This is a genomic window from Xanthomonas sp. 10-10 (assembly GCF_040182365.1).
Classification (GTDB): domain Bacteria; phylum Pseudomonadota; class Gammaproteobacteria; order Xanthomonadales; family Xanthomonadaceae; genus Xanthomonas; species Xanthomonas arboricola_F.
The window spans coordinates 4,918,751-4,943,479 of sequence record NZ_CP144460.1 but is presented as its reverse complement, the minus strand read 5'-3'; the positions used below and the strand labels follow the sequence as shown (position 1 = coordinate 4,943,479).

The following is a 24,729-nucleotide window of genomic DNA, read 5'->3' as shown; positions in this document are numbered from 1 at the left end:
AGGGCATGGCACCTTCCAGGCCAGCGACATGCGCCGAGCCTGTGCCGGGTGCCGTGTGGTGGCTGCATCGGGTCGTTCTGGTCGGTTACGCGCAGCGGCCTGGATGCCGCCGTGCCAGACAGCGGTCGTGCAGGCGTGCCCGGACGCAGCGTGCGTCGCGGCATGCCGCGTCTGGCGCTCGCAAAGGCAATCCACGCCGGGGGTGGGTCTGCCCAGAATCGGCATAGTTTCCTCCGAAAATGCACAAACGAGCTCCGCCGATGCGGACCGCTTATTCCCGCGGCGGAAGCACCGACAGCACTTCTTCGATGGTGGTCAGCCCGGCGGCGACCTTTTCCAGGCCGGTGCGGCGCAGCGTGCGCAGGCCGTCGCCGCGTGCGGCCTGGCTGAAGCTGGCCAGGTCGGTGTCGGCGCGGATCAGGCTGCGCAACCGCGGACTCACCGGCAGCAATTCGTACAGGCCCACGCGGCCGAGATAGCCGGTGCGGCGGCATTCAAGACAACCGACCGGCGCGTGCACGTTGAGCACTTCCGGCAGCGCTTCGCCCGGCTCTCGGATCGCCGACCAGTCGTCGTCGCTGAGCGTGTGCGGGCGCTTGCAATGCACGCACAGGGTGCGCACCAGCCGCTGCGCCAGCACGCCGTTGAGCGTGGAGGCGACCAGGTAATGCGGCACGCCCAGGTCCAGCAAACGGGTGATCGCCGAGGCGGCGTCGTTGGTGTGCAGCGTCGACAGCACCAGATGCCCGGTCAGCGAGGCCTGCACCGCCATCTGCGCGGTTTCCAGGTCGCGGATTTCGCCGATCATGATGATGTCCGGGTCCTGGCGCAGCAGCGTACGCACGCCGCTGGCGAAATCCAGGTCGATGTTCTGCTGGACCTGCATCTGGTTGAATTCCGGCGCGATCATTTCGATCGGGTCTTCCACGCTGCACACGTTCACATCCGGCGTGGCCAGGCGCTTGAGCGTGGAGTACAGCGTGGTGGTCTTGCCCGAGCCGGTGGGGCCGGTGACCAGCACGATGCCATGCGGGCGCTCGACCAGCGCGCTCCAGCCGGCGGCTTCTTCCGGGCTGAAGCCGAGTTGTTCGATGCTCTTGAATGCCGAATCCGGGTCGAAGATGCGCATCACGCACTTCTCGCCGAACGCGGTGGGCATCGTGGACAGGCGCATTTCCACCTCGCGCCCGCCCGGCGAACGGGTCTTGATGCGGCCGTCCTGCGGGCGGCGGCGCTCGGCCAGGTCCATGCGGCCGAGCACCTTGATGCGGCTCACCACGGCGGTCATCACCGACGGCGGTACTTCCAGCACCTTGTGCAGCACCCCGTCGATACGGAAACGCATGCGCCCGGCCTCGCGACGCGGCTCCAGATGGATGTCGCTGGCCCGCTGTTCATAGGCGTACTGCAGCAGCCAGTCGACGATATGCACGATGTGGTGGTCGTCGGCGTTGACATCGCCGGCGCGGCCCAGTTCCACCAGCTGTTCGAAACTGGGCAGGCCCGAGCTCGACTCCGCGCCGCGTGCATCGCCACGCGCGCCGCGCACCGACTGGGTCACGCCGAAGAACTCCATCGTGTAGCGATGCAGGTCCAGCGGGTTGATCAGCGCCAGGTCGATGCGACGCCGGCTCAGGTGCTGCACGTCGGCCAGCCAGTCCAGCGCCAGCGGCTCGCTGGTGGCGATCAGCACGCGTTCGGCATCCAGCGCCAGCGGCAGGATGCGGTGGCGGCGCGCGTAGGCATGCGAGACCACGCCGGTGACCGCGGCCACATCGATGCGGGTGGGGTCGATGCGCAGGTAGCGCAGGCCGGTGCGTGTGGCCAGCCATTCGGTGAGCCGTTCCAGGCCCAGCTCGCCGGCCGGCGGCTGCGCGGCATGCAGCTTGAGATTGGCCAGCAGCACCAGTGGATGCACTTCGCTGGCGTTGCGTACCCCGGCGGCGGAGAACTGCACGCGCTCGTGTTCGTGCGGCACCACCATGCCATCGGCGAGCAACGCGGCGGCCACCGGGTCGAACATCAGTCGTCCGCGTGGCAGGATCGCCACCGCACCCTCTGGATCGGCCGTACGCCGCTGTTCCATCGCTTGTTTCCCCTGCAGCGGTGCTCCGCGGCAAAGCGCTGCGGGTCGGCCGGTATACTAGCGCACCCCTTCCGCACGGCCCTTGCTGCATGTCCGATTCCCGCCGCGTTCCAATCACGTTCCAGGGCCTGATCCAGACCCTCAACCAGTACTGGGCCGAGCAAGGCTGCGTGCTGATCCAGCCGCTGGACCTGGAAGTGGGCGCAGGCACGTTCCATCCGGCCACCTTCCTGCGCGCGCTGGGACCGGAGCCGTGGAATGCGGCCTACGTGCAGCCCTCGCGCCGCCCCACCGACGGCCGCTACGGCGAAAACCCCAACCGACTGCAGCGCTACTACCAGTACCAGGTGGCGATGAAGCCCAACCCGGACAACATCCAGGACCTGTACCTGGGCTCGCTCAAGGCGCTAGGCATCGACCCACTGGTGCACGACCTGCGCTTTGTCGAAGACAACTGGGAATCGCCGACGCTGGGCGCCTGGGGCCTGGGCTGGGAAGTCTGGCTCAACGGCATGGAAGTGACCCAGTTCACCTACTTCCAGCAGGCCGGCGGCCTGGAGTGCAAGCCGGTACTGGGCGAGATCACCTACGGGCTGGAACGGCTGTGCATGTACCTGCAGAGCTGCGACAACGTCTACGACCTGGTGTGGACCTACGGCCCGGATGGCGCGCCGGTGAGCTACGGCGATGTCTATCACCAGAACGAGGTGGAGCAGAGCGCCTACAACTTCGAACATGCCAATGTGGCCGAGCTGTTCCATCGGTTCGACGCGTGCGAGGCCGAGGCCAGGCACCTGGTCGAGGTCGGCCTGCCGTTGCCGGCGTACGAGCAGGTCACCAAGGCCAGCCACGCGTTCAACCTGCTGGATGCGCGCCGCGCGATCAGCGTGACCGAACGCCAGCGCTACATCCTGCGCGTGCGCGCGCTGGCGCAGGGCGTGGCGCAGGCGTATTACGCACAACGCGAGAAGCTGGGCTTTCCCGGAGTCAAGCGCTGATGCTGTGTCCTTCCCCCGCTGGCGGGGGAAGGTGCCCGCAGGGCGGATGGGGGCAGTACGTCTCCGCCGTCTTGGCACGACCCTCGTCCGGCGCGGCGCGCCACCTTCTCCCGCCAGCGGGAGAAGGACATTCTCCAGTCACCTTCGTCCGTTGATGGCAGAAGGGACATAAGCCAAGGTTCACCTGATATGAGCGAACACCTTCCCCTGCTGATCGAACTGGGCACCGAAGAGCTGCCGGTCAAGGCGCTGCCGGGCCTGGCGCAGGCCTTCTTCGATGGCGTGCTGGCCGGTCTGGAAAAGCGCGGCGTCGCCGTCACCCGTGGCGATGCCAAGCCGCTGTCCACGCCGCGCCGTCTGGCGGTGCTGCTGCCGGGCGTGGCCACCGAGCAGCCCGAGCAGCGCTCCGAAGTGCTGGGCCCGTATCTCAACATCGCCCTCGACGCCGAGGGCAAGCCGACCAAGGCACTGGCCGGTTTCGCCGCCAAGGCCGGAATCGACTGGACCGCACTGGAGCGCACCAGCGACGCCAAGGGCGAGCGCTTCGTGCATCGCGCGGTGACGCCGGGCGCGCGCACCGCCGACTTGCTGCCCGACATCCTGCGCGAGGCGATCGCTGCGATGCCGATCCCCAAGCCGATGCGCTGGGGCGCACACGAATACGCCTTCGCGCGGCCGGTGCAGTGGCTGGTGCTGCTGTTCGGCAACGAGGTGATTCCGGCCGAATTGCTGGGCGTGCGTGGCGACCGCGTCAGCCGTGGCCACCGCTTCATGCATGAGGGCGAGGTATCGTTGGCAGTGCCGGGCGATTACATCGACGCATTGCGCAGCGCGCATGTGCTGGTGGATGCCGATGCACGCCGCACGCGCATCATCGAAGAGGTCGAAGCGGCCGCTAGGCAGGCCGGCGGCAGCGCGCGCATCAGCGACGACAACCTGGAGCAGGTAGTCAACCTGGTGGAATGGCCGTCGGCGGTGCTGTGCAGTTTCGAGCGCGAGTTCCTGGCGGTACCGCAGGAAGCGCTGATCGAAACCATGGAAATCAACCAGAAGTTCTTCCCGGTGCTGGACGACGGCGGCAAGTTGACCGAGCAGTTCATCGGCATCGCCAATATCGTCTCCAGGGACGTGGCCGAAGTGGCCAAGGGCTACGAGCGGGTGATCCGCCCGCGCTTTGCCGATGCCAAGTTCTTCTTCGACGAAGACCTCAAGCAGGGGCTGGAGGCGATGGGCGCGGGTCTGGCCAGCGTCACCTACCAGGCCAAGCTGGGCAGCGTGGCCGACAAGGTGGCGCGCGTGGCGGCGCTGGCCGAGGCGATCGCGCCGCAGGTCGGTGCCGATCCGGTGCAGGCGCGTCGCGCCGCGCAGCTGGCCAAGAACGACCTGCAGTCGCGCATGGTCAACGAATTCCCCGAGTTGCAGGGTATTGCCGGGCGGCATTACGCCAAGGCTGCTGGTGAGCCTAGCGAGATTTCATTGGCGATCGACGAGGCGTATCAACCGCGTTTTGCCGGCGACGACATCGCACTGTCGCCGTTGGGCAAGGTGCTGGCGATTGCCGAACGTTTGGATACCTTGGCCGGTGGCTTTGCGGCCGGTTTGAAGCCGACCGGCAACAAGGACCCGTTCGCGCTGCGGCGTAATGCGTTGGGGTTGGCGCGGACGGTGATTGAGAGTGGGTTTGAGCTGGATCTGAAGGTGACGTTGGTGACTGCGGTCAAGTTGCTGCCGTGGGATCGCCTCATGAGAAAAGCGACGCTGAAAGACGAAGAAAGAATTGCTGATATCGACTCCGCACAATACGCGCAGCTCGCTTCTGAAATCTTCGACTTCATCCTGGACCGCCTACGCGGCTACTACGCAGACAAAGGCGTCCCTGCCACGCACTTCAATGCGGTCGCCGCATTGTTCTCGGTCGCGCCCGAGGGCGCTCCTGCAGGGCTCGTAGGAGCGCACCCCGGCGCGACCCACGGCTCCCTCTACGACTTCGATCGCCGCATCGATGCCATCGGCATCTTCGCCACGTTGCCCGAAGCCGAAGCCTTGGCCGCAGCCAACAAGCGCATCCGCAACATCCTGCGCAAGGTCGAGGGCGAGATTCCCGGCGATATCGACACCCGCCTGCTGCGCGAACCGGCCGAAGAAGCCCTGGCCGAAGCGGTGGAAGCGGCCATCGGCGACACCGGCGATGCGTTGCACCGCCACGACTACGTTGCCGTGCTCGCGCGCCTGGCCCGCCTGCGCCCGCAGGTGGATGCGTTCTTCGAGGGCGTGATGGTCAACGCCGAAGACCCGCAGCTGCGTGCCAACCGTCTGGCGCTGCTGAAGAAGCTCGGCGACCGCCTCGGCAGCGTTGCCGCCATCGAGCATCTGTCCAGCTGATGTCCACCGCTGCCGGCGCGACGCAGTGGCACAGTGCGCAGGCTGCGCTGGCACGCCGCGACATGCCCGCAGCGGCGGCGGCGTTGCAGGCGGTGTTGGCGCTGGAGCCGACGCATGTGTCGGCCCGTGTGCTGTTGGCCGGCACCGTGCTGGCGAGCGGCAGGATGCGCGAGGCGGTCACCCAGCTACGCCTGGCCGCGCGCGATCTGGGCGAGGATGTGACGCTGCGTTGCCGTGTGGCACAAGCGCTGCTGCGCGTCGGCGAACATCGACCGTTGCATGCGCTGCTGCGGCATCCATCGGTGCTGCAGTGTGGCGATGGCGCGACGCTGGCCTTGCTGGCGCACGTACACCAATCCCTGGGCGAACATCCCGAGGCACTGGCGATGATGCAACGCGCGCAGGCCTGCGGATTCGATGGCGCGGATTTCCGCTTTTTCCTTGCCGTGCAATTGCAGTTCAACGGGCATCTGGATGCGGCCGCGCAGGCGCTGGAACAGACCCTGGCGCAGAAGCCCGGCTACGGCCGCGCGGCGCTGACGCGTGCACGCTTGCGTCGCCAGAGTACGAGCGATAACCATGTCGCGGCGCTGCGCCAGCAGTTGCAGCGCTCCGCTCCCGGGAGCGAAGACCGTGCCGGGCTGGCGTTCGCGCTGTACAAGGAGCTGGAGGACCTCGGCGATACCGATGCCGCCTGGGATGCGCTGCAACAGGGCAATGCGGTCATGCACGCACGCTTGCGCCACGATGCCCAGGCCGAGGCATCGCTGTACGCGCAATTGGGCGCCTTGGCCGATCAGGGGGTGTTCGCAGCCCAGCCGGCCGACGTTGCACACGGCCCGCAACCCATCTTCGTGCTTGGCCTGCCACGCTCGGGCACCACGGTGCTCGAGCGCATGCTGGGCAACCATTCGCAGATTGTCGCTGCGGGCGAGCTGAGCGACTTCGGCCATCAGTTGCGCTGGGGCGCGGACCAGGCCGGGCGAAGCCTGCTGGATGCAGGCCTGTTGCAGGCGCTGCCCACGCTGGACTACGCACAGGTCGGGCAGCGCTATCTGGAGCAGACGCAGTGGCGCGCCGGGTCGGCCCGCTGGTACATCGACAAGTTGCCTGCCAACGCGGTGGCGATCGGGCCGATTGCACGTGCCTTGCCGGGCGCGCTGATCGTGCATCTGGTGCGCGAGCCGATGGCGGTGTGTTTTTCCAACTATCGCGCGCTGTTCGGCGATTCCTATGCCTACAGCTACGACCTGCAAACCCTGGCGCGGCATTACCAGGCGTATCACGGCCTGATGGCGCACTGGCGTGCCGCGCTCCCGGGCCGGGTGATCGATGTGGACTATGCGCAGATGGTGCGCGATCCGTCTGCGGTGCTGGAGCAGTTGATGAGGCGCTGCGGGTTGGCGATAGAGCCGGGGCAGATCGACATCACCCGCAATGCCGCAGCGTCGGCCACGCTAAGCAGCGTGCAGGTGCGCGAAGGTGTGCATGGGCGCAATGTGGAAGCGTGGCGCCGCTACGCAACGCAACTGGAGCCGCTGAGGCAGGCCTTGCTGCGTGCAGGCATGATCGAAACAAACGCTACGCTCTAGGAGCGGCTGACCAACGAGCGCGTTCACCGTCGTGTGGATACGGCCTGCGGTTTGATCCCCGTCAGCACGTCACCACGTCGGCAGATGCGATGTTTTCGCGACTTGCCGGACCCTGTGGCGGAATGGATGCCGCGCAAGAACTTACGCGGATAGGCGCACGGCATGTCCTGCAAGCGGTGAGGGCATCGCGCCCTCGCCCACGTGCCTGGACATCTCTGCCAAGACCAACGCGACCAGCACCTGGAGTCCATCGACACGGCGTTCAGTCGATGTTGGTCGCTGCGCTTGGGTCCGGTCCAGACGCATCTGCGTCGATGGTCCTGCAGCAAAGAAGACCGGCAGTCATGCTGACTGCCGGTCGTTGGTCACAACCAATGACTCACTGCGCGCCGAAGCGCCAGTTCAATTCCAGCATGTAGGAACGGCCGTAGCCGGTGTAGTTGAAGATGTTGTAGTACGGGTAGCTGTTGTAGGTGCGGTCGCGCGGCGGCCGGGTATTGGCGACGTTGTTGACCGTCGCGGTCAGCGAGATGTCATCGCTGACCGCGTAGTCCAGCGTCGCATTGAACGTGGTCCAGGCGCCGACCTTGCGTGCCCCTTCCACCGCGTAGCCGTCGGTACTCTGCTGCGAAAGAAGGTTCGGCGTACGGCCGTAACGCTGGCCGAACAAGGTGGTGGTCCACGCATCCTTCTGCCAGGTGATCGAGGCATTGGTGATGCTGCGGAACTCGGAAGAGAAGAACGGCTCGCTCAGCAGGTCGCGCACCGGGTCTTGCGGGAACTGCTGACTTTCGTGCTTGAGCGTCAGGTTGTATTGCGCGTCGAACACAAACAGGCCCCACGACTCGGTGGCCAGGTTGTAGGTCGCCTTGGTCAGCACGCCGGAGATTTCCTCGTTGGAAATATTGACCGGGTTGATGCGGATATTGCTCAGGCGATTGGGTACCGGCGCATCGGCGGCGGTGCGATCGATGCGCGACAGCGCGTCGACGCAGGTTGGCGAGTTGATGTCCAGGGCGCCGAGCCGGCAGGCCGATTCGTTCTGCAGCAACGCATCGGTGCTCAGGTCGCTGACCTTGTCATCGATCTTGATGTTGTAGTAATCGGCATTGACGCTGAAGCGTGCGCTCGGCGACCACACCACGCCGGCGCCCCAGGATTTGGCGGTGATCGACTGCAGATCCGCATTGCCGGACCGACGGCCCTGGATGCTGGTGCCGGAATAGGTGCAGTCGGCGATCGGCACGCCGGGTTCTTCGAGTGCGCAACGGTAGTAGTCGTTGACGCCCTGGAAGAAGCCGCTGTCGCCAGCGAATGAGAACGCCATGTCCGGTGCCTTGAACGCGGTGGCGTAGTTGCCGCGGAACAGCAGCGAATCGATCGGACGGAATTCCAGCGCGGCCTTGTAGGTGAACTTGGAATCGCCACCGCCGCCCTGGTTCTTGTAGTCGTCGTAACGGCCGGACAGATTGGCCGTCAGGGTGCTCAGGATCGGCACGCGCATTTCGAACGCCGCCGCCCAGTTCTCACGCTTGCCGCTGCCCTGGGTGCCGGTCAGCTGGTAGAAGTCGCCGGCGATCACGCGCTGATCGGTCGGGTTGGTCCAGTACTGATTACCTGCCTGCAACACGCCGGCGATGCCGACCGCACCGGCCGGCATGTTGAACAACTCGGTGTTGGTCAGTTGCAGGTTCACGTTCTGGGTCCAGGTCCTGGACTTGGTGCGGATTTCGTCGTTGAAGCTGCGGTACTGCGCCGGCGTCAATGCGCGGTAGAAGTTGGCATCGTTGGGCGAATAAATCGGGTAGCCGTAGTACTCGCCCTGCGGAGCGCCAAGGAACTGTTCGCGGAAAAAATCTTCGATACGGTCGGCGAGCGGCCACTGCTGGCGGCTTTCGATGCGATATTCCGAGCGTGCGTAATACGTATCGTAGGTCCAGTTGCTGGCACCCAGGCCGCCTTTCAGGCCGAGCGCGATGTTGTAGGAGTCGGCAGTCTGGCGGTCGTTGTTGAAGTTCTGATTGCCGGTTTCTTCCGGCGCAAAGATGCGTTGATAGCTTTCGAGCTGCTGGCTATCCCCGTTGTAGAAAAAACCACCGGTATCGGACGAGGTCTGCCAGAAGCGGGGTCCACTATTGACCTCGACCTTGGTGCGATTGAGCAGCAGGGTCGAGTACAGCTCGACGTTGTCGTTGAACGCATAGCTCAGGTTGGCATAGCCGCTGGCGCTGCGTTCCTTGTTGAGGATGCTGGCATACCCTGGCTCGGTACGGCTGCTGCAGAAGTTGCCGCGGTTGGCGCGGTTGTCGTACTGCACCGAGCCATTGAACAGCGGTCCCAAGGCAGCGCAATTTTCGGCGCCCGGGTCGATGTAGGTGGTTGGGAGGTTATGCAAGGCGATACGTGAGCCATAACGCAGTGTCGGGTCCGGATTGTCGCTGGTGGAATCGAAATCGCGGCGCTGATAGCCGTAGATCGGGTCCTGGTTGTTGAGCTGCAGGCCCCACACGATGTTGGCGCCGCCGATCTCGTTGCCGCCGGTCAGCTGAAAGCGCTGGTTGTTGCCGCCACCGCCGTCATAGGTGCCCATGCGGTAATTCATCTGCACGCCGTCCATGCGCTTTTTCAGGATGATGTTGACCACACCGGCGATTGCGCTGGAGCCGTAGATCGAGGACTGGTTACCGGGCGCCACGTCGATGCGCTCGACCATGCCCACCGGCACGCTGGCCAGATCGACGAAGTTGCTCTGCCCGTTGTACAGCAGCGGGTAGTCGGCCATCGGCCGGCCGTCGATCAGCACCAGGGTGAAGCCGGGATCCAGGCCGAGCAGGCTCAGCGACTTGGCGCCGGCGGTGAATCCTCCGCTGAACTGGCCATCCTGCACCGAGCCGGTCGCCATCGGTTGCGAGCGCAGCACGTCGTAGACGTCCTTGAAGCCGCGGCGCTGGATGTCCTGGGCGGTGATCGAGAACACCGGGGTTGCGGTTTCGACCTGGGAACGGGGGATCAACGACCCTGTCACCGTCACCTTGTCCAGTTGAGTGACTTCACCTTGATCCTGTGCCATGGCAAGCGATGGCATGGTCAGTGCGGTGCAGACCGCCGTAACCAGTAAATGACGCTTCATGAAACGCACCTCTCTCTCCAAAGGTATGAACGGGCGCGCGGCAATCGGGGGTCCGCACGCAATGGGTGTCAACGAAACGTTAACAACGCACCGACTGTACCCAGTTCCGTCCGCTGCCGTATAGGCGTGTTTCTTCAGATTTTTTGTCCCTTCACGCCCAGGCTGGGTATCCTTTGCCGATGCTTAAAGCCGCGTTTGCTCTCTCCCTGCTGTGCACCCTGTTCGTTCCGCTGCAAGCGATTGCCCGGGCGACCATCGACAAGATCGAGATCAAGGGCCTGGACGACGGCGACGATGCCGAGATGATCGAGAACATCGAGGTCTCCCTGTCTCTGTATGAGGCCGTCGGTAAGGAGCAGGGCGAGTCGCGACTGGAGTACCTGCTGGCGCAGGCCGAGCGGCAGACGCGCGAGGCGCTGGAGCCGTTCGGCTACTATTCGCCCACCATCGAACTGGCCGCGCCGCGCAACGGCGACCGGGTGACGGTGGTGATCACGGTGAACCGTGGCGAGCCGGTGCGGGTGCGCACCTCGCATATCTCCATCACCGGCTGGGCCGAGCAGGACCGCTATCTGGGGCAGGACCTCAAGCAGTTCGAGCCGCGCGAAGGCCAGGTCTTCAGTCATCCGCAATACGAAGCCAGCAAGGTGCGCATCACCCGGCGGCTGGCCGAGCGCGGATACTTCGATGCCGATTTCACCCAGCGCCGGGTGGCGGTGACGCGCGCCGAACACGCGGCCGACATCGACCTGAACTGGGACAGCGGCCGCCGCTACGACATGGGCAAGGTACGCTTCGACTACGACTACTTTCGCGATGGCCTGTTCGACCCGCTGGTGTACTGGGACGAGGGCAGCTACTACCACGAAGGCAAGCTGGATCGGCTGCGCGAGTCGCTGACCAAGCTGGATTACTTCAGCACCATCGACATCCAGCCCAAGCCCGAAGAAGCCGACGCCGATGGCCGCGTGCCGGTGGACGTCAAACTCACCCGCGCCAAGCGCACCGTGTATACCTCGGGCCTGAGCTACGGCAGCGAGAGCGGGGCCGGTGTGCGCGGCGGGGTGGAGCGGCGCTATGTGAATTCGCGCGGCCACAAGATGGACACGCAGCTGGACTACGCGCAGAACCGCAAGAGCCTGACCACCAGCTACCGGGTACCGGCGTTCCGCTGGCTCGACGGCTGGTATACCGCCTCGGCGCGCCTGTACGACGAGCAGACCGATTACATCGACCTGCGCAACGTCAAACTCACCGGCAGCCGCAGCGGCCAGATCAACGAGCGCTGGAGCGCCATCGCTTCGATCAATGCCTTGCGCGAGCGCTGGCGGTTCAGCAGCGGCAACGACTTCGAAGGCGCGGTGTACGAAACCTCCACGCTGATCTATCCGCAGCTGCAGGCCAACTACGTCAATGTCGACGACCGGCTGTTTCCGCGCAGCGGTGTGTCGGGCCAGGCGCTGATCCGTGGTGGCGCCGAAGGTGCCGGCTCGGACACCAACTTCGGCCAGCTCTATGGCCAGCTGCGCTGGTTCCTCGGTGCCGGAGACAACGGGCGGGTGATCCTGCGCGGCGAAGGCGGCACCACCTGGACCAGCGATCTGGTGGCGATGCCGCCCAGCCTGCGCTTCTTTGCCGGCGGCGCCAACAGCATTCGCGGCTATGCCTTCCGCGAAGTCGGCCCACGCACGCCCAAGCCGGACGAATTTGCGCTGGGTGCCAAGAACGTGGTCACCGCCAGTGCCGAGTACGAGCATTACTTGAAGGGCGGCCCATGGGGCGGGGCAGTATTTGTCGATAGCGGCAGCGCCTTCGACGACCGGCCCGACTGGCATACCGGTATCGGCTTCGGTCTGCGTTGGCGCTCGCCGGTGGGACCGGTGCGCGTGGACATTGCACACGGCTTGAACGATCCCGACTCGCAGTTCCAGCTCTACATCGATATCGGGGCCAACCTGTGAGCACACCCACGCCGCCCTCCGCACCGCGCCGCACGCGTTTCTATCGTCGTCGCCGGTTCTGGGTGGGCTCGGGGCTGACCGTGCTCGGGCTGGTACTGCTGGCCTTGATCGCGATCTATTGGTTGCTGCAGACCGTGGCCGGGCGCGACGTGTTGCTGGCGCAGGTGGTTGCGCGCCTGCCGGTGGGTGCCAGCTTCACTTACGGCAGCGTCGAAGGCCCGGTCGCCGGCCCGCTGACCTTGCGCAATGTCGACTTCAAGTATCAGGACATCCACTTCACTGCCGAGCGCGTGTATCTGGAGCCGGACCTGCGTCCGCTACTGGGGCGCAAGCTGCAGCTGGATGCGGTGCAGGTCAGCAACGCCACCTTGAACCTGGGCAAGAGCGACGAACCGTTCAAGCTCCCCAGCTGGCCCGAATCGCTGCCGCAGATCGAGGTGCCGCTGGCGATCCAGGCCGACAAGATTGCAGTGGACAACCTGCGTATCACCCAGCTGCAGCAGCCGATGATCGTGCTGCACAAGATGCAGGGCGGGCTGGAAGTGGCGACCGGCGAACTGCGCACACGCGGGCTGGTGATCGACACCGACATGGGCGATTTTCGCCTGCATGGCGATTACATCCCCAACGACGATTACCACGCCGATCTCACCGCCACCGCAGTGCTGCCGGCCGCGCGTGGCCGCACGCCGGCCAGCCTGGGCCTGGTCGCGCGCGGTGACCTGGACAAGATGGAAGTGGCCATCGCCGGCCGTGCCCCAGCCCCGCTGCAGGCCAGCCTGGTGTTCACCGGCCGCGAAGACCCGACCTGGGCGTTCAAGGCCGTCACCGAGGCACTGGATACCTCGCTGCTGATGCCGGCCAGCAACGGGCAGTACGCCGCTCCGGCCACACCGATCGCACTGAACCTGCAGGCCTCCGGCAAGGGAGGCAATGCCGATCTGCAGGGCAGCGTCAAACAGGGCGAGCTGAGCGCCACCTTGCAGCCGTCGCACATCAGCCTGCAGGAGCAGGTGTTGACGGTCGAACCGTTGGTGATCGACACCTTCGAAGGCCGCACCCAGCTGCGCGGCACCGCCGATTTCCGCGATGCCCAAAATCCGAGCTTCCGCTTTGCGGTCAATGCCAAGGGCCTGCGCTTCACGCCCACGCCCGACCCGGCCACCCCCGATGCGCCGGTGGTGCCGGTGCAATTGATCGACGCGCGCCTGGGCGTGGCCGGCACGCTGAAAGCCTGGGCCGCGATCGGCCGCGCCAGCGTGGAGCGCGACGGCCAGCAGGCCGCGCTGGTGTTCGACAGCCGCGGCAACGATCAGCGCGCACAGCTCAAGCAGGTGCAGGCCACCACGCCGGGCGGCTCGCTGGATCTCACCGGCGAAGTGGGCTGGGCCCCGGAGCTGCAGTGGGATGTCACCGCGCAGCTGGCCAAGTTCGACCCGGGCTACTTCGCGCCGGGCTGGAACGGCAACCTCTCCGGCAAGATCGCCTCCAAGGGCCGCCAGCTGCCGGCACCGGCCGGCGGCGTATCGCCGGGCTTCGAAGCCACTGCGGATATTCCGACCCTGACCGGCCAGCTGCGTCAACGCGCGCTGTCGGCCAACGGCAAGTTCGCCTTGCGTGGCGAGCAGGGCGAGGGCCAATTGCAGCTGTCGCTGGGCAATAGCCGCATCAACGCCAAGGGCAAGGTCGGCGACCAGCTGGAGATCGCCGCGCAATTGCAGCCGCTGCAACTGGACGACGTGTTGCCCGGCGCCACCGGCACCGTGCGCGGGCAGCTGCAGGTCAGCGGCCGCCGCGATGCCCCGGACATCACCGCCGACATCGCCGGCAACGGCCTGCGCTGGGACACCTACAGCGCGCAAAACATCAGCCTGCGTGGGCGCCTGCCATGGCGCGGCAGCGATGGACAACTGGCGTTGCAGGGCACTGCGATCGAAGCCGGCGTGGTGCTGGACAGCGTGCGGGTGCAGGCACGCGGCGCGGTGGAAGCGCTGCGTCTGGATGCCGATATCGCCAACAGCATGGCCAGCGTCGCGCTGCAGGGCGATGTCCGCCGCGCTGGCGAGCGCTGGCAGGGGCAGGTCGCCACGTTGCGGATCGCGCCGGCCAAGGGCGATGCCTGGGCGCTGCGCCAGCCGGCGCAGTTCAGTACCGATGGCGCGGCCTTCACCTTGTCCGACACCTGCCTGGGCGCAGCCACCGGCGGCGCGCTGTGCGCCAGCGCCAACTGGCCACGCGAGGGCATGGTGGTGCATGGCGATGCCTTGCCGCTGTCGCTGGTACAGCCGTGGTTGCCCAAGCAGGAAGGCCGCCAGATCTATCTGCGTGGCGAGTTGTCGCTGGACGGCAGCTTCAAGCCGCGCGGCAATGCATGGGAAGGCAGCCTGCGCATCGCCTCGCCCGAAGGCGGCATCCGCCTGGGCGAAACCCGCTACGCCGCCGTGGCCGGCAACCCCAATCGCGGCGAGTTGTTGCGCTACGACCAGTTCAGCGTGCAGGCCGATTTCACCCAGCAGCAGATCCAGGCCAAGCTCGGTATCGGCTTCCAGGGCGCAGGCTTTGTCGATGCCAAGTTCAACACCGGCTGGGACGCGTACGCGCCGCTCAACGGCGAGCTGTATCTCAACATGTCGCGCCTGTACTGGCTGGAGCTGGTGGTGGCCGATGTGGTACGGCCCAAGGGCCTGGTCGAAGGCCATGTGAGCCTGCGCGGCACCCGCGACAAGCCGCTGCTCGGCGGCGACGCCACCTTGAGCGATTTCACTGCCGAGTACCCGTCGATGGGTTTGACCTTGAGCGAGGGCAAGGGCCGTTTCGACGCGCTGCCCGATGGTTCGGCCAAGATCACCGCCTCGGCCAAATCCGGCGAAGGCACGCTCACCGTCGATGGCGGGTTGTCGTGGTTCGGTACCAGCACGCCGCTGCTGCTGAATATCCGCGGCAATAACGTGCTGGCGTACAACACCAGCGAGTTGCGCATCATCGCCAACCCGGACATGCAGTTCGGCATCACCGACAACACCATGCAACTGCGCGGCAAGGTCACCGTGCCCGAAGCCGATATCGATCTGGAGCGTCTGGATCGCGGCACCTCGGTGTCCGAAGACGTGGTGGTGCTGGACCCGGTCGACCCGGAAGCCGCACCGTCCTCGCTGCTGGATATGGACCTGGCCATCGTGCTTGGCGACAAGGTCAACATGAGCGGCTTCGGCCTGAAGGGCGGCCTGAGCGGGCAGATGCAGATCCGCGCGCGCCCGGGCCGCGAAATGACCGCCAACGGTGGGCTGGATGTGCGTGGCCGCTACAAGGCCTATGGCCAGGATCTGACCATCAGCCGCGGCCAGCTGACCTGGAACAACAACATCGTCTCCGACCCGCGCGTGAGCCTGCGCGCCGAACGCAAGATCGGCGATGTCACCGCCGGCATCGACGTCAGCGGCCGCGCCGAATCGCCACGCGCCGATGTCTGGTCCGAGCCGGCGATGTCGCAGTCCGAAGCGCTGTCGTACCTGGTGCTCGGCCGCGGCCTGTCCACCGCCAGCAGCGACGAAACCCAGCAGGTCAGCGCCGCCTCGGCCGCGCTGTCGGCCGGCAGCAGCCTGATCGCCTCGCAGATCGGCGCCAAGCTCGGCCTGGACGAAGCCGGCGTCAGCCAATCCAGCACGCTCGGCTCGGTGGTGGGCTTCGGCAAATACCTCTCGCCCAAGTTGTACGTCGGTTACGGCGTCTCGATGATCGGCGGCGGCTCGGTGCTGACGCTGAAATACCTGCTCAGCCGCGGCTTCGATGTGGAAGCCGAATCCAGCACGGTGGAGACCAAGGGGTCGGTGAACTGGCGGCGGGAGAAGTAGGCGCGTTGCTTCCGTTTCCAGATGCGGGAGCACCAGCTCCCGCAGCGGTCACACCACCGAGCAAATCCGGCGACGTGCGGGGCGACCCCGCGCAGCGCCCCGTCGCCATCGCATCCCGTCAGGGCATGGGGTGGGTTCGCCGTCAGTGATCAGCGGGTTGCGATCTTGCGGAACTTCCACTGCGAGATCATGTCCGCGCCCCAGGCGATTGCGGTCGCCAGCAGCGCGACGGCTGGATACGCGATCAGTGCGCCAAGCGCGACGAAGGCGGCCTTGGCGAGGAAGATCGCGGCCCAGATCCATCCCCAGCTCCAGCGAAACGTGAAGGTCTTGCCCTCGCGGCTTGCCCAGCGCAGAAGCGCCATCACTAGCAACGGCAAGGCGATGATGGTTGCTGCGCTCTGCTGCCCGGCAACGATCAATGCGCCGGCCAGCATGCCGATGGCCGGAATGAACAGGCGTTGCAACCAAGGATGCTTCACGCGCGGATCGGCCTCGGGCCGACATTGCCAACGCCCTAGCGACGTCAGGCAATACCAGGCGGACCAGCCGACGATACTGATGGCCGCGCCGTATAGGCCAACCTTCAGGACCGGCGACATGCCCGGCGCGGGATTATGGTCGAGCATGGCCAGCAACAGGCACAGCAGGAAAAAGACGCTGCCCACGATCGCGCTGCGCGCCAGTCCCAGCACTGCGACCACCGGATTGAACAGGTGCCGCTCGCTGGCGATGTACCAGCGCAGTGCACTTTCCCGGTCCAGCGGCGCTGGCGGCTTGCTGCCGTCCGGGAGATAGCCGATCAGATCCAGCAGGCGGCGAATACGGTCGGCGCGACCTGGCCACAGCATTGCGGCAAGCGCGGCGCCCTCCGATTCTGCCGGCGCCAACCATCCCAGCAGCTTGCGCACCTGCGGCAGCGAGGCCGATGCATCACCACGGTGCTGCAGCTCCCGGGCCAACCGGCCGTGCCCGGCCGGTAGCAGCAGCCACCGGCGATGCATCCGTGTACGCGCCTGTTCGACCAGATAGAGGTCGGGCGCATCCAGCGCATGCTCCCAGTCAAAGAAGTCCGCCAGCACGTCATAGTTGTCTGCAATCAGCACGTGGTCATCGGCCAGCAGGGAGCGCTGCAAGGTACGACCGATCTGCGGCTTGAACTCCAGCGACCATAGTTCCGGTTGTGCGGTCAGCCATTGCCGCAGTTCCTGCGGGTCCACTGTGGCAGCCTGCCGCAGGATGCGTCGCTGCACCTGTTCCACATCGACGTCGGGCAACGGCGGTTGCGGCGGCACGACCCAGTCGACAGAAATCGCAGGGGCCGGGCGTGGTGCTGCATCCGGCTGCGCCGACTCGGGCCATTGTGCGGTAGCGTATTGGGCGTCCGGTATTGGAGACAGGGCGATCTGTCGCGGCGCGGCAGACCGGTCGTTGTGCACCACGGTCTCAGACGTGTCCTCTTCATGCTGGTCATTGGCCTGGTCGACCATCGCCCTCTCTGCGCGGTAACGCGACCAGGCGAGCGCGGCTTGGTAGGTTTCATGCAGTTGCTGGAAACCGACAGGATCGTCGTCCGGGCGGGTGACTTTCAGGCGTGTTGCGTATGCGCGCTTGATCGCACGCGCATCTGCATCCACCTCCAGGCCAAGCGCTTCCAGCGCCCACTTCATGCACGCGCCTCCAGCTCGTCCAACGCCTGCGCAAGTTCGTCGCGGTGGCGTTCGATGCGTGGCAGATCCTGGCTCTCGAGCACCTCACGGAACTGCGCCATCCACTGCTGCACCATGTGCCGTGCGTCGATGTATTCCTCGTAGACGCGCTCGGTACGCGCCATCAGGGCAATATTCTGCTGCTGGTCGCGCGGATGCACCTTGATGGCCGCCAATGCCTGCAGCCGCCGCGCGATCTCCTCACGATCGAGCAGCCCTGGATTCTGTTCCAGTACCAGCTCGTGACGCTTGCCGGTGGCATCCTCGATCACCTCGACTTGCAGCAGCCCATCGACATCGTAGGTGAAGCGGGTCAGCACCCCTTGCTCGTTGCGTGACCGCTTGAGATCCAGCGCAACGCGCAGTTCTCCCAGCTTGATGTTCTTTTCCACCATGGGATTTTCGCCCTGGTAGACATCGATGATGACGTGGCTCTGCTGCTCGTTCATTGGATAGAAGCGATCCTCGCGGCTCACCGGTACCACGCTGTTGCGCGGGATGATGGGATGGAAATAGCCGGAACGCACCTTGCCGTCGTTGCCTTGACGCGCCACCTGCGTACCCAGGGTGTACGGGCATACATCGGTGAGCACCACTTCGCGCAGGCTCTCGTCGCGGCTTTTCAGGCCGGCAGCGACGACCGCGCCCAGCGCGATGGCGTGATCCGGGTTGACATGACGCAGCGGTAGCCGGCCAAGCATGCGGGTGGCCAGGCGGCTGATCATCGGCATGCGCACTGCACCGCCAACCAGCACGATGTCGTCCAGCTCCGAAGGTTTGAGCTTTGCATCGCGCAAGGCGCGCTCGATCGGCGCACGCATACGCTGCAGCAACGGCTCGGCCAGCTGCGCAAAGCGTGCTTCGTCGACTTCCCAGGTATAGCTGTGTCCCGCCATGCTCACGTTGAGCGTGCCTTGTGCCTGCGTACTCAGCTCGCGCTTGAGCTGTTCCAGCCGGCGGCGCAGCTGCGCACTGTCGCCGGGTGCTAGCTTGGCCGCATCGAGACGATGCTCGGCACAAAAGCCTTCCACGAGCACCTCGAGAAAATCCTCGCCGCCGAGAAAGTTGTCGCCGGCACTGGCGTGTACTTCGACCACGCCATCGAACATTTCCAGCAGCGACACATCGAACGTGCCACCACCCAGGTCCAGTACCAGCACGCGACCTTCGCCGCCACGTTCCTGCAGCCCGTAGGCGAGCGCGGCGGCGGTGGGCTCGTTGATCAGCCGTTCCACGCGAATACCCGCCAGCTCCCCGGCCACGCGCGTGGCTTTGCGCTGCGCATCGGAAAAGTATGCCGGTACGCTGATCACCGCTTCTTCGATCCTGCTGCCTAGCGCCGCTTCGGCATCGGCAATCAACGAGCGCAGGATCAGTGCAGATAACTCTTCGGGGCGGAAGCTGCGCTGGCCCAGTTTGGTCTCGCGCGGACTGCCCATCCAGCGTTTGAACGCAGCCACGCTCAGATATGGATGTGTCACCAGGCGCTCGCGCGCCGGCTGGCCGACGAGCAGGCTGCCGTCGTCGCCGATGCTGATCACCGACGGTGTCAGCAGGCTGCCATGCGGATTGGAAAACAACCTCCCACCCTCGGCATCGTGCACGCCGATCAGCGAGTGCGTAGTGCCCAGGTCGATACCTACGATCATGACGGAATCCTTTAGCGTCTATGAAATTTCAATTGAGGATGGACAGGTCGTCGTGCTGCACGTCTTGCACAAGCGACACCAGCCAAAGCAGTAGAGCGACGGCCAACCCGGGCCACAGGCTCGCACCCATCGCCGCCGAAGCGAGCCCGATAACCCCCGAAATGACGAGCGATTGTGGCGCCTTGACTGCCGGTGGCGGAACCATGCGCCCCATGACGCGGTACATCGCCATGCAGACCAAGGCAGCGCCCATGGCCGCACCCACCACGCCATCACCCCATCCACCTGCCGTGCCGGCAATGCCTGCGGTCATGGCCGCAGGCAACAACCAGCGGTGCGCGATGCGCTTGTGCGCGTCGGACATGAGTCTACGCGCCTGCCACTGCGCACCCAGGTGGACGAGTACCAGCGCACTCCAGCCCACCAAACCCCATCCAATGCTACGGAACGCCCAGGTTGCATTCTCAGTCTCGGGATGAATGGTCGAAAGGATCGCCAATAAGCCGGAGCCGATGGCAAGCAGGGCGGCAACGCAAAGTCCTCGCGCCAGGCCCAAGCCCAACTGACGGCCGTGGGGGCGCTGCGGGTTACCGATCTGTATCCAGAAACGCAGATTCTGCGCATGCACCGATTCGGGCAACTGGTGTGGAAACCACCGCTGCACGATGCTGCAGAAGCGGTACATCCATGCAGGCCGTGCCGGTAGTAGCGCGGTCGTCAGGGAGCGCCATGGCGAGGGTGGCCGTGCCAGACGGGAGCGCAGTGCAGCTGCCCACTGTGGCGTCATCCCGTCCCATCCAGCCACTGTCAACTCGTAGGCCAGCACTTCGGCATCGCCATCGAGTGCCAGCGCCGACTCACGTCGCAAAGCCAGTTCCTGCTTGCGCGCTGTGCTGCGTGCCGCCTGCAGCCAGGCGAGGTCGTCATCGTCTACCAGCGCATGATGCCAGCCAAAGGCCTTCATCAGCGTATCGATGGTTGCCAGACCCAGGGTTGGACGTTGTATTCCGAGCGCCCGCGAGACGTGCTGGCTGATCATGAAGTTCTGATAGGGGGACCACGCATCAAGACGGTGCCGCATCCAGTGTTCGAAAGACTCCGGCGGCTGCCCCAGGGCCACGTCCATCACCCGCGCAGCCCATAGCAGATGAGAGCCATCGGCCTCGGCATCGTCGCCAAAGCTTGCGATCAGCAGATCAAAAGTCGCATCGGTGACCGGTAAGCGTTGGTCTTCCACAAGGCCAGCGAGGGCCTGACCAATTTGCGGACGCAGCTCCAGCGACCACCATTCCGGCAGGGCGTTCAACCATGCGGAAAAGCTCTCGTCGGGCATGTCTTGCGCTGCCGCCAGGATATGTGCAGCGCATTCCTGCACGTGCGCGCCATCTTGCCAGCGCTCGATTTCTGCCTCAAGCGCAGGGTCTTCAATATATGCAGCCAGCGAGCGCCGCGGTTGCGTCCTGGAACGCTGGCTTTCCGACAATGCTTCGGCTGTCGATGTGACGATCTGCGCCGGCGTGTTGTCAGCGTCGTCGTCGCTAGCTTGTTCGGTACGTGCTGCGTAAGCCAATGCGGCCTGATAGGTTTCGTGCAGTTGCTGGAATGCCACCGGATCATCATCCGGGCGAGCGGTTTTAAGGCGTACGGCGTACGCGCGCTTGATCGCGCGCGCATCGGCATCAGCTGGGAGATCCAGCGCTTCCATTGCCCAGCTCATCGTTGCAACCCTGCAATCCCGATGGGGTGATCGCGTTCCATCCTGACCTGCTCCCGGCTCCAATCACGCGTTATCGACCGGTGGCGGAGGAACTTTACGCCGCTGTCCTACAGGGCGGATGGGGCTGTGAATGAATCGGTACATGCAGCCATTACGTACTCTTTATGTCAGCACATCGGAACGTGCCTAGCCTCTTTACGCCGCGCAGATCTACCTTGGCACTCCCGCACAGTGGTGCGTTGAGCCAAACACGATGTGTATCCTGATTTTGCAAGGCCCGCAGGCCGATCCGGCGCAATGGGCGCCGATGCAGGCCGAATGCGCCGGCCGTACGTTGCGTACGCTGGCCTGTGCCGACGTGGACAGCTTGATTGCCGGGCTGCAGGCAGCCGGTGGCGATTCCGAGGTGGAACTGGTGCTGCTGGACTCGGGCGATCTGCCCTTGTCCGAGCGCAGCTGTGCCAGGGCCTTGCGTGCGGCGGTGGATGCATTGCCCACCCCATACATCGAGCTGCACACCGATGCTGGGCAGGAGTTGGAGCCGTGGCTGCATCCGCAGCATGCGCCGTTGGCGGTGGTGATTGCCCCGCACGATGCGTCGCGCGCATATGCGATGTCGCTGGGCATTGCCGCGCGTTGTCTGCCGTCGTTGCACGCGCCGTTGCGCGTGGCTGCCTGAGGACGCCGGCATGTCGATCATGATCGTACGTGGGCCGGAAGCATCCTCGCCACTGGTGCGTGGGCCGCAGCCTTTGCCGCGGGCCGTGATCCGGCAGCTGGTGCAGTGCGCCGGGGATGCGGGCAAGACAGTGGCGTTGCGGGCCTGCGGGTCGGAGCAGGAACTGCTGGATGCCTTGTGCGTGGCCGGGCAGGCGCGGATGGAAATTGCGTTGATCGATCCGGGCAGCTGCGTGGGCAGCGTACGCCTGCACCGGGTACTGGCGTCGTTACGCTATCCCTACGTGGAAACGCATGACGACAGCACCGACCGGCCGGAGCGCTGCCTGCCGGCAGGTCTTGGCGAATGCATTGCGACGGTGCGCGGCTACTGCGCGCAGAGCTATCTGCTGGGGCTGGAAATCGCGTTGGAACATCTGGGCTGCACGGAGATCCAGGGCGATGTCCACGTCGGTACCTGAGCGGCGCCAGCTGCATTACTTCGCCGACTACGAAGGCTATTGCGATGGTCGGCCGGTGCTGTGGGGACAACTTGCCCACAGCGTGGAGGTGCCTGCCGATGGCAAGCTGGATGCCGCCGGACTGGTGTGCGCCTTGCGCCGTCGCGCGGCCGAGGCGCATGGGCTGGAAGCGGGGCAGATCCGGTTGTGTCAGGTCACGCGCCTGTAGCGATCATGCCGCTGCCGCAACGTTCCGGCATGTGCGTCGGTGTCGCGGCCAGCACCGACACACGTTGCGACCGTATACAACGACGCCACCCGAAGGTGGCGCCGTCGTTTTGCCATCACTGTGCGTCACTCGACGCAGAGCAGGTGCTAGCCGCTTATTTGGCCGCGCTGCTGTCCGGTACGAACTTGATCAGCTGATTGCTGGTCGCGGCGGTACCGAAGTTGAAGCGGCCGTAGCCGGCGCCCCAGTACAACGCACCATTGACCACGGCCGGCGAGCTGATGACCGAGCCGGTGGCGTCGTAGTTCCACAGCGTGGCGCCGGTATCGGTATCGAGGGCAACCATGTTGCCTGCCATCGAACCGGCATACAGCAGGTTCGGCGACACAGTCAGCGAGCCCTGGCCGCCGGCCGGCACGGTCGGATTCACGCGGTTGATGCCGGGCACCTTGACCTGCCATTTGATCTTGCCGGTCGCGGCATCCAGCGCTGCCCACGAGCCGCCGTTGTGGCTGACGGTGTTGTCCGGCCCCAGGGTGTAGGTGGCGTTGGAGCTGTTGTTGATGGCCACATAGACCTGCGACTTGTACGGGTCGAACGCGGTGCCCCATTCGACGCCGCCGGTGGTGCCGCCGGGGCCGACCTGGGTCGACCACACCTTGGCACCGGTCCTGGCGTCGAAGGCCCAATAGATGCCGCTCTTTTGCCCTGCGCCGACCAACTGCTGCGGCTTGCCGTCACGCCACACGGTGAACAGCTGGACGCCGGCACCACCGAAGTCGTAATCGGGGCCGGTCAGGTTGGTTGCCTGCGTGTTGGGGCACAGGCCGTTGGTGGGTGCGACGATGCACGACAGGTTCCATGCGTCGTAACCCTGTGCGCGATTGGCCCAGGCCAGCTTGCCGGTATCCAGATTCAACGCCACCACCGAGTCGACGTAGTTATCCGGCGCCATGCAGTTCAGTTCGTCCTGCACGGTCAGCTCGCTACCGCGGTAGGAGCGCGCATTGGAGACGCAGTTGCCCACGCTCTGCGGAATGTTGTAGTTGTTGCCGGTGCCGAAATACAGGCGGCGGCTGATCGGATCGATCGCCACCTGGCCCCACACCGAGGCGCCGGTGTAGCCTTCGGGCACGTTGTAGAACTGCCACAGCTTCTTGCCGGTGTTCAGATCCAGCGCCACGACGCTGCCGCGGAAACTGAAGGTATGGGTCGAGTCGAGGTTGCCCCAGTCGCCGGAAGATACGGGCACGTAGATGCGGTTGCCGTAGATCACCGGCGAGGAGGTGATGCGCGCCTGCGGGTTGGCTTCGGCGGTGGTCTTCCACAACAGCTTGCCGGTCTTCTTGTCGATCGCCAGCACGGTGCCTGCAGCCTGGTCGCCGACGATGATGCTCTTGGCGCTGATGGCCGGGGTGTTGCGCGTCACCGAGGCGGCGTTGCCGGTGTAGTCGGACAACTTGGCCTGCCAGTTCGGCTTGCCGGTCTGGGTGTCGACGCTGTACAGGGTGCCGCCCCAGTCGGGCACATACAGGGTGCCGCCTTCCACGCTAGGCGTGGCCGAGATGTCGCCGGTGGTGGTCAGGGTCCAGGCCGGCTTGAGGCCTTTGACGGTGGTGCGATTGATCTTCCACTCGCCCGGTGCGAAGCGCGCGTTGAAGTAACCGCCACCGGCGGAGGGCCAGTTGGTGGGGCTGGCGAACGGGAGATTGCTGCCGAAGGCGCTCCACACCTGGCCGGAGCGCGCGAACGCCTGGGCATCCAGGGACGACACCGACTGCTGCGCGGTGGCGGGGCCGGGCTGGGCGAAAGCCACTGCGCTGGCAAGCAGGCAGGGAATGAGCGTCAAACTGCGTAACCGCAAGCGGCGATTGAAGTTGGTCATCACGGCATGTCCATTGATGGAAGGAAGCGCTGGATCCCCCCGGATCTGCGTGGTGAAGATCGCCGATTGCCGTGTCCGCGCAATACGCGCACGCCGCTGTATTCATGCGACGGTCGGGTCCGTTTGTATCTGGTAATACCAGCTCGAAAAATTTGCGTTCAGCAGGTGCGTTAATCGCACAAATAGTGATGATCCATCACTATTTCGCTTAGGTACGATAGAAAAAATGATTCGACGCGATCGCGTGGATTCGTCTGCAATTCATGGGTTTGCAAAAAGTAACCAGGAAATTTTGCGCCACCTTGTGCAGTGGGTCGCAGTCGATGCTGCATCACCAGCGCCACCCTGCGCGGCGCATCACGAACTGGCGATGGGCGAGCCAACCAATCGGCTAGGACAGCAAGCTCCTCTCCCGATGGGAG

The 24,729-nt window shown here is 65.2% G+C and carries 14 protein-coding genes; 8 read left to right on the top strand and 6 right to left on the bottom strand.

Annotation, left to right across the window (positions count from 1 at the left end):
* Positions 1-271: 271 nt before the first annotated feature.
* Positions 272-2,086 (bottom strand): GspE/PulE family protein, encoded by a 1,815-nt coding sequence (locus VZ068_RS20850; RefSeq protein ID WP_349656377.1) that lies wholly within the window; start codon positions 2,084-2,086, stop codon positions 272-274.
* A gap of 89 nt (positions 2,087-2,175) precedes the next feature.
* On the opposite strand from VZ068_RS20850, the gene glyQ reads away from it, so the two are divergent.
* The 3 genes from glyQ (at position 2,176) to VZ068_RS20835 (ending at position 7,058) form a co-directional block, all read left to right on the top strand.
* The gene (glyQ, locus tag VZ068_RS20845) at positions 2,176-3,084 is read left to right on the top strand and encodes a glycine--tRNA ligase subunit alpha (RefSeq protein WP_349656376.1); all 909 of its coding nucleotides are present in this window, start codon (positions 2,176-2,178) and stop codon (positions 3,082-3,084) included.
* Between the two features lie 189 nt (positions 3,085-3,273).
* Entirely contained in the window at positions 3,274-5,466 is a 2,193-nt protein-coding gene (gene glyS / locus VZ068_RS20840) for a glycine--tRNA ligase subunit beta (RefSeq protein WP_349656375.1), read from the top strand.
* Positions 5,466-7,058: a sulfotransferase gene (locus tag VZ068_RS20835; RefSeq protein WP_349656374.1), complete on the top strand. Its 1,593-nt coding sequence runs from the start codon at positions 5,466-5,468 to the stop codon at positions 7,056-7,058. Before glyS ends, VZ068_RS20835 begins: the two co-directional genes overlap by 1 nt.
* 379 nt (positions 7,059-7,437) lie before the next feature.
* On the opposite strand, the gene VZ068_RS20830 is transcribed toward VZ068_RS20835, so the two are convergent.
* The gene (locus tag VZ068_RS20830; RefSeq protein WP_349657772.1) at positions 7,438-10,128 is read right to left on the bottom strand and encodes a TonB-dependent receptor; all 2,691 of its coding nucleotides are present in this window, start codon (positions 10,126-10,128) and stop codon (positions 7,438-7,440) included.
* Positions 10,129-10,367: 239 nt separating this feature from the next.
* Between VZ068_RS20830 and VZ068_RS20825 the strand changes: the two genes are divergently transcribed.
* Complete coding sequence (locus tag VZ068_RS20825) at positions 10,368-12,149, top strand: autotransporter assembly complex family protein (RefSeq protein ID WP_259158448.1); 1,782 nt, start codon at positions 10,368-10,370, stop codon at positions 12,147-12,149.
* Positions 12,146-16,000 carry a translocation/assembly module TamB domain-containing protein gene (locus tag VZ068_RS20820; protein ID WP_349656373.1) on the top strand — a complete coding sequence of 1,285 codons (3,855 nt, stop codon included), beginning with the start codon at positions 12,146-12,148 and terminating at the stop codon, positions 15,998-16,000. The genes VZ068_RS20825 and VZ068_RS20820 overlap by 4 nt, the downstream gene beginning before the upstream one ends.
* A 149-nt stretch (positions 16,001-16,149) precedes the next feature.
* On the opposite strand, the gene VZ068_RS20815 is transcribed toward VZ068_RS20820, so the two are convergent.
* The 3 genes from VZ068_RS20815 to VZ068_RS20805 are packed head-to-tail and all read right to left on the bottom strand — an operon-like array spanning position 16,150 to position 21,063.
* Complete coding sequence (locus tag VZ068_RS20815; protein ID WP_349656372.1) at positions 16,150-17,670, bottom strand: hypothetical protein; 1,521 nt, start codon at positions 17,668-17,670, stop codon at positions 16,150-16,152.
* Positions 17,667-19,358, bottom strand: a complete 1,692-nt coding sequence (locus VZ068_RS20810) for a molecular chaperone HscC (protein ID WP_259167261.1) — start codon at positions 19,356-19,358, stop codon at positions 17,667-17,669. Before VZ068_RS20810 ends, VZ068_RS20815 begins: the two co-directional genes overlap by 4 nt.
* A gap of 28 nt (positions 19,359-19,386) precedes the next feature.
* A complete protein-coding gene (locus tag VZ068_RS20805; protein ID WP_349656371.1) occupies positions 19,387-21,063 on the bottom strand; it encodes a hypothetical protein in 1,677 nt (558 codons plus the stop codon).
* Positions 21,064-21,328: 265 nt separating this feature from the next.
* Between VZ068_RS20805 and VZ068_RS20800 the strand changes: the two genes are divergently transcribed.
* Genes VZ068_RS20800 through VZ068_RS20790 form a run of 3 tightly spaced genes read left to right on the top strand, consistent with a single transcriptional unit; the run spans position 21,329 to position 22,422 of the window.
* Complete coding sequence (locus tag VZ068_RS20800) at positions 21,329-21,754, top strand: hypothetical protein (protein ID WP_349656370.1); 426 nt, start codon at positions 21,329-21,331, stop codon at positions 21,752-21,754.
* A 10-nt stretch (positions 21,755-21,764) separates the two neighbouring features.
* Positions 21,765-22,214 (top strand): 3-dehydroquinate dehydratase, encoded by a 450-nt coding sequence (locus VZ068_RS20795; RefSeq protein ID WP_349656369.1) that lies wholly within the window; start codon positions 21,765-21,767, stop codon positions 22,212-22,214.
* On the top strand, positions 22,195-22,422 hold the full coding sequence (locus VZ068_RS20790) for a hypothetical protein (protein ID WP_259157877.1): 228 nt from the start codon (positions 22,195-22,197) through the stop codon (positions 22,420-22,422). Before VZ068_RS20795 ends, VZ068_RS20790 begins: the two co-directional genes overlap by 20 nt.
* A 154-nt stretch (positions 22,423-22,576) precedes the next feature.
* Here the strand turns inward: VZ068_RS20790 and VZ068_RS20785 are convergent, their stop codons facing one another.
* On the bottom strand, positions 22,577-24,307 hold the full coding sequence (locus VZ068_RS20785) for a PQQ-binding-like beta-propeller repeat protein (protein WP_259167256.1): 1,731 nt from the start codon (positions 24,305-24,307) through the stop codon (positions 22,577-22,579).
* Positions 24,308-24,729 lie beyond the last annotated feature (422 nt).